Annotated in this window: 12 protein-coding genes; 6 read left to right on the plus strand and 6 right to left on the minus strand. The window is 37.6% G+C overall.

The features are described 5' to 3' along the window. The first annotated feature begins 24 nt into the window (after positions 1-24). Entirely contained in the window at positions 25-666 is a 642-nt protein-coding gene (locus tag WJR50_RS24215) for an AlbA family DNA-binding domain-containing protein (protein WP_341295885.1), read from the plus strand. On the opposite strand, the gene WJR50_RS24220 is transcribed toward WJR50_RS24215, so the two are convergent. Continuing rightward, positions 654-1,505, minus strand: a complete 852-nt coding sequence (locus tag WJR50_RS24220) for a sensor histidine kinase (RefSeq protein WP_341295886.1) — start codon at positions 1,503-1,505, stop codon at positions 654-656. The genes WJR50_RS24215 and WJR50_RS24220 overlap by 13 nt on opposite strands. 208 nt (positions 1,506-1,713) lie before the next feature. Between WJR50_RS24220 and WJR50_RS24225 the strand changes: the two genes are divergently transcribed. Next, positions 1,714-3,030, plus strand: coding sequence for a Gfo/Idh/MocA family protein (locus WJR50_RS24225; protein WP_341295887.1), 1,317 nt, complete (start codon positions 1,714-1,716; stop codon positions 3,028-3,030). 7 nt (positions 3,031-3,037) lie between these two features. After that, a complete protein-coding gene (locus WJR50_RS24230) occupies positions 3,038-3,940 on the plus strand; it encodes a sugar phosphate isomerase/epimerase family protein (protein ID WP_341295888.1) in 903 nt (300 codons plus the stop codon). Between the two features lie 50 nt (positions 3,941-3,990). Here WJR50_RS24230 and gldG read toward each other — a convergent pair whose 3' ends face one another. Genes gldG through gldA form a run of 3 tightly spaced genes read right to left on the minus strand, consistent with a single transcriptional unit; the run spans position 3,991 to position 7,407 of the window. Beyond that, entirely contained in the window at positions 3,991-5,712 is a 1,722-nt protein-coding gene (gene gldG / locus WJR50_RS24235) for a gliding motility-associated ABC transporter substrate-binding protein GldG (RefSeq protein ID WP_341295889.1), read from the minus strand. Between the two features lie 3 nt (positions 5,713-5,715). Continuing rightward, positions 5,716-6,444, minus strand: coding sequence for a gliding motility-associated ABC transporter permease subunit GldF (gene gldF / locus WJR50_RS24240; RefSeq protein ID WP_341295890.1), 729 nt, complete (start codon positions 6,442-6,444; stop codon positions 5,716-5,718). A 9-nt stretch (positions 6,445-6,453) separates the two neighbouring features. Beyond that, the gene (gldA, locus tag WJR50_RS24245; RefSeq protein ID WP_341295891.1) at positions 6,454-7,407 is read right to left on the minus strand and encodes a gliding motility-associated ABC transporter ATP-binding subunit GldA; all 954 of its coding nucleotides are present in this window, start codon (positions 7,405-7,407) and stop codon (positions 6,454-6,456) included. Between the two features lie 284 nt (positions 7,408-7,691). Here gldA and lhgD point away from each other — a divergent pair, with 284 nt between their 5' ends. Further along, positions 7,692-8,894: an L-2-hydroxyglutarate dehydrogenase gene (lhgD, locus tag WJR50_RS24250; protein WP_341295892.1), complete on the plus strand. Its 1,203-nt coding sequence runs from the start codon at positions 7,692-7,694 to the stop codon at positions 8,892-8,894. A gap of 22 nt (positions 8,895-8,916) precedes the next feature. After that, the gene (gene moeB, locus WJR50_RS24255; RefSeq protein WP_341295893.1) at positions 8,917-10,062 is read left to right on the plus strand and encodes a molybdopterin-synthase adenylyltransferase MoeB; all 1,146 of its coding nucleotides are present in this window, start codon (positions 8,917-8,919) and stop codon (positions 10,060-10,062) included. 305 nt (positions 10,063-10,367) lie between these two features. Here moeB and folK read toward each other — a convergent pair whose 3' ends face one another. After that, positions 10,368-10,871, minus strand: a complete 504-nt coding sequence (gene folK / locus WJR50_RS24260; RefSeq protein WP_341295894.1) for a 2-amino-4-hydroxy-6-hydroxymethyldihydropteridine diphosphokinase — start codon at positions 10,869-10,871, stop codon at positions 10,368-10,370. Between the two features lie 78 nt (positions 10,872-10,949). Between folK and sppA the strand changes: the two genes are divergently transcribed. Next, positions 10,950-12,728 (plus strand): signal peptide peptidase SppA, encoded by a 1,779-nt coding sequence (gene sppA, locus WJR50_RS24265; protein ID WP_341295895.1) that lies wholly within the window; start codon positions 10,950-10,952, stop codon positions 12,726-12,728. A gap of 54 nt (positions 12,729-12,782) precedes the next feature. On the opposite strand, the gene WJR50_RS24270 is transcribed toward sppA, so the two are convergent. Continuing rightward, positions 12,783-13,643 (minus strand): nucleoside-diphosphate sugar epimerase/dehydratase, encoded by an 861-nt coding sequence (locus WJR50_RS24270; protein WP_341295896.1) that lies wholly within the window; start codon positions 13,641-13,643, stop codon positions 12,783-12,785. Positions 13,644-13,823 lie beyond the last annotated feature (180 nt).

Here is a 13,823-nt window from a genome sequence, read left to right on the forward strand (position 1 = left end):
ATAGCTTAAGCACAAATTTCTCAAATGGATAAACTGGAAAGATTAATTTATAAAGGAGAGAATGAAAAAGTTGATTTCAAGCAGACGATTTCTGACCCTTATAAGATAGCCAAAACCATCAGCTCTTTTGCCAATACTAAAGGAGGTAAAATACTGGTTGGCGTTAGAGATGATAAGACCATCATGGGAATTGACCCTGAGGAAGAAAAATACATACTGGAAACTGCCGCTGATTTTTACTGCATCCCACCTATCAAACTTGAATATGAAGAGTTTGAAGATGAAGAGCAAGATAAAATTATTTTAATTGTCAATATTAAAGAAAGCAAGCAGAAACCACATCAGGTAAGAGATGACAACCACCAAAACCTGGTTTATATCAGGCAGAGAGATAAAAGTATTCCTGCCAGTAAGCAGATGATTGCTCTGATGCAGAAAGGTAATCTCCCGGCTTCAACTTCCCCTAAGAGTATTCTAAAAGGTGCTGGATTGAACGAAAAAAAACTTCTGGATTTTCTGCAACGGCATGAGAAAATCACAGAAAAACAATTCATGCAAATTGTGAATATTTCAAAAAGGCGTGCCCATCGGATTCTCACAGACCTTACTTTGAAAGGAGCAATAAGAATGCATGATCATGAGAAAGAAGTTTACTACACGCTCTGAGTTTCCTGGTTAGAAATACTTTGTTTCTCAATTTTCTGTAATGACTTGTGCTGTACAGAAAAAGGAATTTGGATCTCTATTTTTGTAAAACATCCTTCTTCGCTTTCAAGACTGATTGTACCATTAAGTTTTTGTAAAGCCTCGCGGACAATGTATAAGCCTAAACCGCCCCCTTCTGCCTTTGAGTTATCTTTATAAAACAAATTAAAAATTTTGTCAAAAGACTGTTTTCTGATACCTATACCGTTGTCTTCTATTGTAAATCTTAGCTTTCCGGCCTCCTTATGTATGCTTACTTCAACGTAAGATTGATTATTGGTTAAATTGCTATGTTTAATTGCATTCTCAATCAAATTTTCCAATACCAAATACATCAACCTAGGTTTTGAAGATATCCTGATATCGTTTTCGGCATAAATTCTCATGAAAATATTTCTGGAGATAATCTGCTCCTGCAAACTATTAAGAATTTTGTTCAAGATATCATCAATGTTACTTTCAGCCACAGCTTCATTACTGCTGATGACCTCATTGATAGCCTGTAGCTTACTTAGCATACCTTCCATCTGCAGTATTTCCTGATCTGCATTTTGTATTAACATTGCATCATTACCATTATCTTTCACAAGATTGAGTGAATATCGTAGTTGTGCCAATAGCTTTTTAGCTCCTTTTGCCCTGAGATTATGATTTTCAATTGGATTGAAAATATTGATTTTAGTGTTACTATCCTTTTGAATCTTCTTATTATCATTACTCTTTTTTCTTATTCCAGCTTTGAAATTCATCCAAAGCGAAAGCCAGCGAGTACCATGTAATAGCGTAAATCTATGCATCATTAATGTCAACGTTTAAAGACAAGTATAAACATTACTAATTTATACAATAATATTTGTTTATATAATACAATTTATCTCTAAATTCCTTGTTTGTAAGCTTTTTAGATGCATTGAACAATAGCTTAACTGCGAGAATAAGCATAGTTATTAAGGCTAATCCTCATAAATTCGTATATTCAGCACATCTAATAAGCATAACCATAATCTCATGAAAAAGAAGTATAACGACAATCTTCACAGCTCAAGAAGAAAGTTTATCAAATCTACCGGAGCTGCAGCTGTTGGTAGCGGGCTTGCACTCAATTTTATTAGCCCAATGCAAGCCAAAGCCAAAATAAATGCTGATACGCTTAAAATTGGTTTAGTAGGATGTGGTGGAAGAGGTACAGGAGCAGCCAATCAGGCGCTGAAAGCCGATGAAAATGTAATAATCACTGCAATGGCTGATGTCTTTCCCGACAGGATGCAGCAAAGTATGGAAAGTCTAAAGAAGGCGCATGGCAATAAAGTTCAGGTAGATGAAGAACATCAGTTTATTGGCTTTGATGCATACAAAAAACTCATCGCCTCAGATGTGGATGTTGTATTACTCGCGACCCCTCCCGGATTTCGCCCTGAGCATCTTACTGAAGCTGTTAATGCCAAGAAACATGTATTTTGTGAAAAGCCTATGGCAGTAGATGTACCGGGTATCAAAAAAATTATGGATGCCGCAAAAAAGGCAAAAGAACAAAACACTTCATTGATGGGAGGCTTCTGCTGGCGATATCATTATCCCAAAAGAGAGACGTTCAGCAGAATACTGGATGGTGGTGTAGGTGATATCCACACTGTTTATAACACTTATAATACCGGCACACTTTGGTCTAAAGAAAGACAGCCTGATTGGACTGAGATGGAGTATCAGATGCGTAACTGGCTATACTACAACTGGCTATCCGGTGATCATATCGCTGAGCAGGCAGTGCACAGTCTGGATATGATGGCCTGGGCACTGGGAGATGAGAAACCTGTTAGCTGTGTAGGAACTGGTGGAAGACAGGTAAGAACTGACCCAAAATTTGGTCATGTATACGATCACTTTGCCATTGTTTATGAATTTGAAGGCGGGAAAAAAGGGTATCACTTCAGCAGACAACAGTTCAATTGTGCAAATAGCTATGCGGTAGAGGTGATGGGTAACAAGGGTAAAGCCACTGTAGATTGTATCCGCAACGTTCATGAAATCAATGCCGATGAGCGTTGGCGTTACCGGGGCAATGCAAATGACATGTATCAGACTGAACATGATGAGCTTTTTGCTGCGATCAGAAAAAATGAGCCTGTGAATGATGGTAATTATATGGGTCAGAGTACCATGCTGGCTATCATGGGAAGAATGGCTGCTTACACTGGTCAAACCATTACCTGGGAGGATGCCATGAACTCAGGAGAAAAACTTGGTCCTGCATCGGATCAGTATAGCTGGAACCTAGAGTACCCTGTTCCTGAAGTAGCTATGCCAGGTATTACCGAATTTAGTTAATTTACTTATGAACAGAAGAGATTTTGTAAAATACAGTGGTGCTGCTGCTCTCGCCAGCAGCATTCCTTTTTATAGTAAAGTTGTACACGCTGATGCTGTTCCAAAGCTCAAGATTAAGAAAAGCCTTAAGTACAGCATGGTAGACGTGAAAATGCCTATCGTTGACCAGTTTAAAATGCTGCGTGATATTGGCTTTGATGGAGTAGAAATGGATTCTCCCAGTGACTTGAAAGTTGATGATGTTTTAGAAGCCAAACAGCAGTCAGGCCTTGAAATACCCGGCGTTATCAATTCTGTGCACTGGAAATCACCACTTTCAGATCCTGACCCAAAGGTAAGAGCTGAGTGTGTGAAAGCTACAGAAACTGCACTCAGAGACTGTAAAGCTTATGGAGGAACCACAGTATTATTGGTACCAGGGGTTGTAAATCAGCAGATCAGCTACCAAGATGCATACCAACGCTCCCAAGAGGAAATCAAAAAGGTGATTCCTGTGGCTGAAGAAACTGGGGTAAAAATAGCTTTTGAAAATGTTTGGAATAACTTTCTTCTTAGTCCATTAGAAGCAGCTCGCTATGTAGATGAATTTGACAGCGATATGATAGGCTGGTATTTTGATGTGGGAAATATTGTACGTTATGGCTGGCCTGAACACTGGATAGAAGCTTTGGGTGATCGCATTCTGAAGTTGGACATCAAAGAATATAGCCGAGCAAAACAACAGAATGAAGGAATCTGGAAAGGTTTTGATGTGGAACTAATGCAAGGCGATTGTAACTGGCCTGAAGTCAATAAAGCGCTGGAAAAAATTGGATATGAAGGTTGGGCATCTGCTGAAGTAAAAGGGGGAGGCAAGGATAGACTAGCAAGCATTTCCAAACATATGGATGCTATTTTTGGTCTCGCATAAGCTCAAATTTTGTGTATTTATATAAGGCGTTTCGTAATGAAATGCCTTTTTTATTTATAAGAACTATATTTCCTTTTTCTAAGGTAAGCCTTTCCTACACCAAATATGATAATCAGGATGATTGGCCCTATCAGATTCAGAATTTGGTAAAAAAGTGCACTCTCCTCAACTTTCACCTGATCCAATGGCCGTATCTGAATCTCTTTTCTACGGGCATTGATCAGTCCATCCTCATCCGTTAAGTAAGAAAGAGTATTTATCACAAAATCTTTATTCGCATAAGACCTATCCGTGATCGGATCATAGCCCAATGGTAAAGGATTTCCATTGCTGCGATTTATATCATTTCTTACCAGATCTCCATCAGCCACTACTACAAGTTTGGTGGGAGCACTCTCCTCCACAAAACTTCCTGGATCGGCGATATCCGGCAGTATACGATTTTTAAATAATGAAGTAAATGTCCCTTCCAATAGATAAGCCACTGCCTGTGAACCCGCTGTAAAATTTTCAGGCTGGGGTGCCTGCCTCAATTGATTCAAATCCACTATCATAGGAGTTTGCGATACCTTTGAGTACTGGGAGGTGTAAATTAAAGGTATTTTTTTTACTCCTGGCGTAGCTATGGTATCAATTTCACTGGTGAAACGGAGAAAAATAGCGTCCATGTTTTTAACCGTTGGATGATCTCCATATTTATTAACAATAGGAAAAAATGGCCAAGGTAATGATACAATCTGGGGCTGACCACCCATTTCTCCAACCACAAAAGGATATACTCCTGACTTAATATCCTGCACCAGTGTCTTGTTAATACGGAGGCCATAGCGGAATAACTGATCATCAAGATTGAGATCATAAGGAAAAGCGATAGAACCATTTTCGCCTATACTATCCATCTCAATACGTAAGGGATCAATAAAGAACATTACCTTGCCCCCATTCATGATGTACTGATCCAACTTGTACTGATCTTCTTTGCTGAAGTATTCAGAAGGTTTGTTGATCATGACCACATCTACCTCAGGGATAGCAGAAACTTGAGGTAAGTTAATCTCTGACACTTCGTAAAATTCTGTAAGAACATCAAGTAATCCGGCAATATCTATACCTTTTAGCTCACCATTTCCCATAAGCAAACCTACTTTTTTCTTTTCGGTGCTCATAAGCTTACGGATACCATTGGCCAGTTCATATTCCACATTTTCTATAGACTGGTTAAGTGCTTCCTGTGAGCCAGCGGCACGATCTCCTTTGAGCAGCATTACTCCAGTTTGCTGCCCATTATAATTGATGATTGCACCAGGAACAATTAACTTTTGTCTCCTTTGTCCATCTTCTTCATCGTAAACATAAGTGGGTTCAATTCCAAAATCCGCTAGTCTTGTAAAAAAAGCCTGCTGCTCTTCCTTGGCAACAGTGGTCAGGGGATCAACGTAACGAACGCGAAGTTCATCTCCTGCGTAAACTTTGAACTCCTCCAGAGTCTCATCAACACTTCTTTCCAAACGTTGAAAGCCAGCATTTACTTCTCCATCCAGATAAATGATTACTTCCACCTCATTTTCAAGGTCTCTCAGTAAATTTTTGGTTGCCGGGGTAATGCTATAACGTTTCTCCTCAGTAAGGTCAATGCGAAAAAAATATTGCTGCGCTATGGTATTAATGGCAACTAATACGACAAGTCCTATTCCCAGTTTGGATAGATCTTTCCATAAAGCTTTTCTGTCCGGTTCTTGTATCGGTTGCGCCTGTTCTTTAGTCTTATTCATTACTTACCACTTTCTACTTCCCAATAACAATTGCGTTAACAGTATCATCAAGACCATAACTGAAAAAAAATAGATCAGATTTCGTGAGTCTATCAGTCCGCGGCTCATAGCTTCATAATGATAGAGTATCCCTATCTGACTGATCATGTAATTTGTATTACCCCATATGTCCAAAGAAGCAAGAGAGCTGAGACCGCTGAACAAAAGAAAGCAGAAAAATACCGCAAGTATAAATGCGATAACCTGATTTTCTGTAATTGCCGAGGCAAAAATACCAATAGACGTAAAAACCCCTGCCAGCAAAATCAGCCCCACATAAGAGCCAGCAACTCCTGCAGAATCCACATTACCTACCGGACTGCCTAGCTGATAGACTGTAAAGTAATACACTAAGGTTGGAACTAAAGCAAAGATAATAATCAGCCATGAGGCAAATAGCTTCCCTAAAATAAGTTGCAAATCTGATATTGGCTGGGTCAATAACAGTTCCATGGTACCGGACTTCTTCTCTTCTGCGAAACTTCGCATCGTAATTGCCGGAATCAGAAACATAAAAACATAAGGACTGAGCGAAAACAAAGTGTACATATCAGCAAAGCCATACTGCAAAATACTTGTCTCGGGAAATACCCACATTAACAGTCCTATACCAGTAAGAAATACTGCAATGACAATATAAGCTATCAGCGAATTTAAATAAGTGTTGATTTCTTTAACAAACAATTGCCACATGGCCATCACTTAATTTAGCGTTAAATTGCGGAATATTTCTTCCAGCGAACTTCCATACTTACTTACTTCCTCCCGGCCTTCCTGTTTCATCTCCAAAAGAATAAACTTATGATCACAGGCAAATTGAAAAACATAGGGCCGTATATCTTCAAACCCAGGCTTTGCCATAAGCCTAAATTCATTAGTAGCGAGGATCTCTACAGAAGAAACACCTGGAATTTGTTCTAAAAGACTGGCTTCTATGGGTTCAGCAAACTCCAGCGCAACATTTTGTTGCTGAGTTCCTGCTATTTGTTTTCCCGTCTGCAAGTCCTTGATATGGCTATCAATTACAATATTACCCCTGTTAATAATGACCACCCTGTCACAAAGTGCCTGCACTTCCTGCATAATATGGGTAGAAAAAATCACAGTTTTTTGCGCACTGATATCTTTGATCAGCCGTCTGATTTCAGATAGTTGGTTGGGGTCAAGTCCGGTGGTAGGTTCATCCAAAATCAATACCTGCGGATCATGGATTAAAGCCTGAGCAAGGCCTACCCTTTGACGATAACCTTTTGATAGAGAACCAATTAGCTTATTCTGCTCCAATGCCAGGCCACAAAGCTCTATCATTTCTCCTACCCTCTGCCTCAGATTTTTTCCTGATAATTTGTACATGCTACCAATGAACTGAAGATACTCCCAGACGTACATATCAAGGTATAAAGGATTGTGTTCTGGAAGATAGCCTATATGCTTTCTTACAGCCAATGAAGACTCAACCACATCAAGACCACAAACTGATACACTACCACTGCTAGGAGGAAGATAGGCAGTAGCTATTTTCATAGTGGTGGATTTACCCGCACCATTGGGCCCTAAAAAACCAAGGATTTCCCCGGCTTTAGCTTCAAATGAGATAGCATTCACTGCGACCTGCTTACCAAATGTTTTTGTGAGTTGGTTTACCTGCAAAGACATAATCAAAATTAGTAATAAGCCGATCACTTAACGTATGATCAGCCTTAAATATTCCTTCATTTCGGCAGGAATGTATGTTATTGGGTAAAGTTTTATAATCATTAAACGGCTTTGCTTCTGATTCTTATTGCATATGCTAAGTTTGAATTAAAATGACTTGTCATTTACACATTACCATTTATATATCTTTTTAACTCAAGAATCATTGTATTTTCTTTTTTATAACAATATTAATTCAATGATATTAGATTCTTGATGAATGTAATACCTAAATTTCAATAAACTTGAAATACGATATCGTAGTCATAGGTGGGGGAATTGTAGGCTTAGCCACTGCTTTAAAGATCAAAGAACAAAAGCCTGCATTAAAACTTGCACTTATTGATAAAGAGCAAAAACTGGCTGCTCACCAGACAGGACATAATAGTGGTGTCATACATTCTGGCATTTACTACAAACCAGGAAGTTTAAAAGCACAAAACTGTATTCGTGGTTATCAAATGCTGCTTGATTTCTGTGACAAACATGAAATTACTTATGATCTGTGCGGGAAAGTGATAGTTGCCACCTGCCAGCAAGAAATTCCACAGCTGGATAAGATTTTTGAAAGAGGTACTCAAAATGGGCTTCAAAACCTGAAAAGAATTTCCAAATCAGAACTGAAAGAGTACGAACCTCATGTAAATGGTGTGGATGCTATTTTTGTTCCTCAGACTGGTATCATAGATTATAAGGTTGTCGCCAATACTTATGCAAAACTGATTGAAAAACTTGATGGCAGCATTTTTTCCGGACATAAAGTAACCGACATCGTAAGTAAAGGCAGTGAAACGCATGTCATTACTGACAAAAGGACTTTTGAAACTTCTTTAGTGGTTAACTGTGCCGGACTTTATTCTGACAAAATTGCCAGATTAACTTCTGAAAAGCTAAATTTGAAGATTATTCCTTTTAGAGGAGAGTACTATGAAATAAAACCTGAACGCCAGTATCTGGTAAATAATCTAATCTATCCGGTTCCTGATCCTAACTTTCCTTTCCTGGGTGTGCACTTCACTCGGATGATACATGGAGGAGTTGAGGCTGGGCCAAATGCAGTGCTTGCATTCCAGCGAGAGGGTTATACCAAATCTGATATTAATCTGAAAGAGTTAGCCGAAACTCTTAGCTGGCCAGGTTTTCAGAAAGTAGCAATGAAATACTGGAAAACTGGTTTTGGGGAAATGTACAGGTCTTTTTCAAAAAGTGCATTTACTAAAGCTTTACAAAAACTAATTCCCGAAATTAAAGAAGCCGATCTGGAAGTCGCAGAAGCAGGTGTACGTGCACAGGCCTGTGACCGGGAAGGAGGACTCATTGATGATTTTTTAATTTTGGAAGAAAAAGAAGCTATCAATGTTTGTAATGCCCCTTCTCCCGCTGCTACCTCTTCCCTTTCAATTGGTCAAACTGTATCAGAACTTGCTTTAAAAAGATTTAAGCATTGAAAATCTAAATCAATGAAAAGAAATGTTTTCTAAAGAAGAACTTGAACGCTACAGCAGACATTTAATCATTCCTGACTTTAATATTGAGGGACAAAAAAAACTCAAGAAAGCCAAGGTATTAGTAGTTGGATGTGGTGGTCTGGGTGCCCCCTTACTTTCTTACTTAGTTGCCGCAGGCGTAGGAACTATCGGAATAGTTGATGATGATGTTGTTGATCATACCAACCTTCAGCGACAGATCCTTTACTCAGTTAATGATATAGGTAAACCAAAGGTTGACATTGCTGCTCAAAAACTATCTGCACAAAATCCATTTGTAAATATCGTTAAATACCAGCAGCGGCTAACTTCTGAAAATGCTTTAGAAATCATAAATTCATATGATATAGTTGCTGATGGGACAGATAATTTTCCTACCCGTTATCTGGTTAACGATGCTTGTGTTTTATTGAATAAAGTTAATGTTTACGCTTCCATTTATCGTTTTGAAGGTCAGCTTTCAGTTTTCAACTACTCAAGTAAGGAAAGAAAAGTCGGTCCGAACTATCGCGATCTCTTCCCAAAACCGCCACCTCCTGAGGCGGTACCAAGTTGTGCAGAGGGGGGCGTTTTAGGCGTTTTGCCAGGTATTATGGGAAGCCTTCAGGCTAATGAAGTGATCAAGATCATAAGTGGATTAGGAGAACCTCTTTCTGGTAAACTATTTATTCTTGATACTCTGAGCTTTGAAAGTACGACCTTAAAATTTGGTAGAAACCCGGATAATCCACTTAATGGAGAACACCCAACACAAAAAGGACTGATTGATTATGAGGCATTTTGTGGGTCAAACAAAATTCAAACCCAGTATACTAAAGAAATAAGTGTTTTTGATCTACTGCAGATGAGGCAAAACAATGAAGATTTCCAGCTTATTGATGTGCGTGAACCTTATGAGTACGAGATTGCCAATATTGGTGGCAGATTAATTCCTTTAAATCAAATTGATGCAGAAAATCATTTGGTTGACAAAAATAAAAAAGTAATCGTTCATTGTCGTACAGGAAAAAGAAGCAAAGAGGCTATTCGTTTGCTAGAAAATAAGTACGGTTATACCAATCTGTACAATCTAAAGGAGGGAATACTGGCCTGGGCAAAAGAAATTGATGATTCTATGGCGAAATATTAGTTGAATCTAAATTACTATGCAACAGATTCGGATAATGCTGCAAAACTTTATAATAACGTTTTTTTTGAGCATGATACCTAAAATACCCCATGATTAAACCTCCAATACAAAATACCACTATTGTTGAGATAAGCGATGTCCATTCTAGCTGCGAAATTACAAATCTGATTTTAAAAAAGTAGGATAAAACAGATGTGAATACACCCCAAAACAATCCTTCCATAGCGATTATCTTCCACTTATTTCCGGATCTCCATTTTTTTAAGTACTTAATTTCCTTTTGAGATACAGGTCTCATATTGATTTTAAGTTAGTGAGATATTCAATGACCACACTTTAAGCTGATCAGGACAATTGACAAGTAGTTCTCTCTGTGGCTTTTGCAATACCGGATGTATAAAATCGAAATTAAGTTCGCACATGGGTACAAGTGTAAATTTCCTGTTCTGTATTTCAGGATGAGGTAAGGTCAATTCCTCATCATCTATAAGCTCCTGATTATAATAAAGAATGTCTACATCAATCAATCGCTCTCTCCATTTTCCAAGCTTAATCTTACCGATTTTATGCTCAATAAGCTGAAGCGATTTTAATAAGTTATGGGGCGACTGTTCTGTATTTATTTGTAAAACCTGGTTGTAAAACGAAGGCTGGTTACTGATACCCCAGGGTTCAGTTTCGTAAACATTTGACGCCTTTACAATTGATCCTACATTTTTTTCTATCTCCTTTTGCGTATCTGCCAGTACTTGCAATCTATCACCCAGATTACTACCTAATAATAAATATATACCTTTGCTTGAGTTCACGAGAGATTAGGGATAAATCTTATATATTTAAATCTTTAAGATTGGTCATAATCATTTGAAATACAAATTGTATCTAACATGAAATTTTTACGAATAGTTTTCGGTACTGTTGTTGGTCTGTTGCTCTTTTTTGGAATAGTTACATTAGTGATTATCGGTATTGCCAGTAGTGCTACTTCAGAGCAGGAAATTGAAATTGAAGAAAACTCTGTTTTAAAAATTGAACTCAACCAACCTATTGTAGAGAGAGAAACAGAAGACCCGTTCAATGCTTTGTTTTTCCCTGGTAATAATAATGGCAATATTGGTTTGATTGAACTTAATGAAGCGCTGAAAAAAGCAAAAGAGGATGACCGTATCAAAGGAATATACCTGGATGCCGGACTCACCTTGGCTGGATTTGCTTCACTCAGAGAGATCAGAAACTCACTCCTGGACTTTAAGGAATCAGGTAAATTTATCATAGCCTATAGCGAAATTTTGTCAGAAAAAGCATACTATCTCACTTCTGTAGCAGATTATATCTATCTGCATCCCCAGGGCAATATTGAATTTAATGGTTTTGTGGTAGAGGTGACTTTTATCAAAAATACACTTGATAAACTCGGCGTTGAACCACAAGTATTTCGTGTTGGCGACTTTAAAAGTGCTGTAGAGCCTTTGTTAAGAACCAGTATGAGTGATTCCAGCCGTTTGCAGTCTCAGGCTTACCTCAATAATCTTTATCATGTGTTTCTTGAAGAAATAGCCAGTGCAAGAAATATTTCCATACCTGAGTTGAGGCAAATTGCTGATTCAATGAAAGTAAGTTCTCCTATTGAAGCAAAAGAATACGAGTTAATCACTGACACAGCCTATTATGACATGGTTATACAAAAAATTGGTGAAAAACTAGGCATAGAGCCCGAGGAAGAGGATGAAGATTTTGATATCAATGACATTAATTTTATTTCTCTCAAAAGTTATGAAAAATCAATTGCCCAACAACCTGATGATTATTCCAGAAACCGAATTGCTGTTATTGTTGCTACCGGTACTATTGTCAATGGTGAGGGCGAAAACAATGTAATCGGCGGTGAAACTTTCGCGAAAGAAATCAGACAGGCTCGTCTAGATGATAATATCAAAGCCATAATTCTTAGAATTAATTCTGGTGGAGGAAGTGCACTGGCGTCTGATGTAATGTGGAGAGAAATTCAATTGGCCAAGCAGGTTAAACCTGTTATCGCTTCAATGTCTGATGTCGCTGCGTCTGGTGGATACTACATGGCTATGGGATGCGATACCATTGTTGCTCAACCTAATACAATCACTGGTTCTATTGGCATATTTGGAGTGATACCTAATGCCAAAGAGCTACTGAACAAAATTGGCGTTACAACTGACTATGTGCAAACCAGTGAGTTTGCTAATATTTTCAGTCTTACTCACCCCTTATCAGCTGCCGAAAAGCAAATTATTCAAAACCAGGTTGAAAATGGTTATGAAGACTTTACCAAAAAAGCTGCAATGGGTAGAGACATGTCTCTATCCCAACTAAAGTCTGTTGCTTCTGGTAGAGTATGGAGTGGCGTTGAAGCTATGGAAAAGGATCTTATAGATGTATTTGGTGGGCTGGATGAAGCGATCATGATCGCTAAAAACAAAGCTAACCTTGATCAAGATTATCAGGTAAAATACTATCCCAAGAAAAGAACTTTTTTAGAGTTATTAATGAGTGAATTTGATCAGGAAATTTCAACTTATAAGTTGAAAAGAGAACTGGGGATAACTTATCCGATAATTCAACAACTCAAGGAGATTCAAAATTTGCAGGGCACGCAGGCCAGACTACCTTTTGAAATTGAGATCAAATAAAAAAAGGAACGGTCTTCAGGGCCGTTCCTTCTTCTTACCTCAATCTACTACTAATCAGAGGTTTAAAGATCTTAGCACACTGATGGCTTTTAAATAGCCGGATTTTAAATTTTCTTTCCCTTCAGATTCTGTTTTTATTGACAAAACGGGCAAATTATTACCATAAATGTCGGAATGTAAAGATTTCACTTTTACACCTCCAATATCTTGAAGTATTCCAAAACGAATAAAATTCTCATCAGCAAAACCGGATATCTCCTGAATTAATTTATCATCATACGGAAGGGCATAAAATATCTCATTGATATTTTCACGAATACAGTAATTTTTCAATTGTGTTAATTTGCCTACTACCAGGGGACTACTAACGTTATTATCAAAAAAACCAGCAAAGTGATACCCTGAGGATTTACCTTCAGTAAAATACTTATGCAAATTAATACCAGCAGGTGTATAGCCAATTATTACAACTCTCTGTTTGTTCTTCTCCAAATTACATATATACCTGTATACTAATAGAGTAGCGCTTTTGATTCCGATTGAGAACGTGATAAAAAAGAGATATAAATCAGCAAGAAAAGTAAAGGATAACTGATTTAATCCCATGATAAAAGCAATAGTAGCTGAAAGAGGGAGATGGATAAGTGCCAGTTTAAAGGTATAAGCAAATATCTTTCTTATCCTCCTGTGGTTTTCTACAGTATAAGCATTTGCAAAAAGGCTAACAATGATCCATAGAAGTAACCATGCTAAAGTAAATGATTTATACTCAGGTTGGGAATAATCTAACACTTCTTGCCAAAACCAAAAGGTAAATTGATAAGAAAAAACAACAGCTAATATTTCTACTATAACCAGCAGTACTATAAGAGTCTTAGAATATTGATTTGGTCTTAGTTTACTGATCATGTTCATTGAAAAAAAGGGTTAATATTATTAGTTAAAAAAATATGCAATCATCAGTCAAAAAATATGTCAACTTTTTATTAAATAAATAATATATAAAAAGGCAGCATTATTTAATTTTTAATTCAACAATATTCATTAATGCATTCATTTAAGACAAAAATAAAAAAAAAGAAGAATATTACATCA

The organism is Catalinimonas locisalis, assembly GCF_038039535.1.
Taxonomy (GTDB): domain Bacteria; phylum Bacteroidota; class Bacteroidia; order Cytophagales; family Cyclobacteriaceae; genus Catalinimonas.

Bases quoted from the DNA above. Each gene is read 5' to 3' on its own strand.
- WJR50_RS24220 (WP_341295886.1), bottom strand. From the start codon at position 1,505: ATGATGCATAGATTTACGCTATTACATGGTACTCGCTGGCTTTCGCTT.
- sppA (WP_341295895.1), top strand. From the start codon at position 10,950: ATGAAATTTTTACGAATAGTTTTCGGTACTGTTGTTGGTCTGTTGCTC.
- WJR50_RS24230 (WP_341295888.1), top strand. From the start codon at position 3,038: ATGAACAGAAGAGATTTTGTAAAATACAGTGGTGCTGCTGCTCTCGCC.
- gldA (WP_341295891.1), bottom strand. From the start codon at position 7,407: ATGTCTTTGCAGGTAAACCAACTCACAAAAACATTTGGTAAGCAGGTC.
- WJR50_RS24270 (WP_341295896.1), bottom strand. From the start codon at position 13,643: ATGAACATGATCAGTAAACTAAGACCAAATCAATATTCTAAGACTCTT.
- WJR50_RS24215 (WP_341295885.1), top strand. From the start codon at position 25: ATGGATAAACTGGAAAGATTAATTTATAAAGGAGAGAATGAAAAAGTT.
- gldG (WP_341295889.1), bottom strand. From the start codon at position 5,712: ATGAATAAGACTAAAGAACAGGCGCAACCGATACAAGAACCGGACAGA.
- WJR50_RS24225 (WP_341295887.1), top strand. From the start codon at position 1,714: ATGAAAAAGAAGTATAACGACAATCTTCACAGCTCAAGAAGAAAGTTT.
- gldF (WP_341295890.1), bottom strand. From the start codon at position 6,444: ATGTGGCAATTGTTTGTTAAAGAAATCAACACTTATTTAAATTCGCTG.
- moeB (WP_341295893.1), top strand. From the start codon at position 8,917: ATGTTTTCTAAAGAAGAACTTGAACGCTACAGCAGACATTTAATCATT.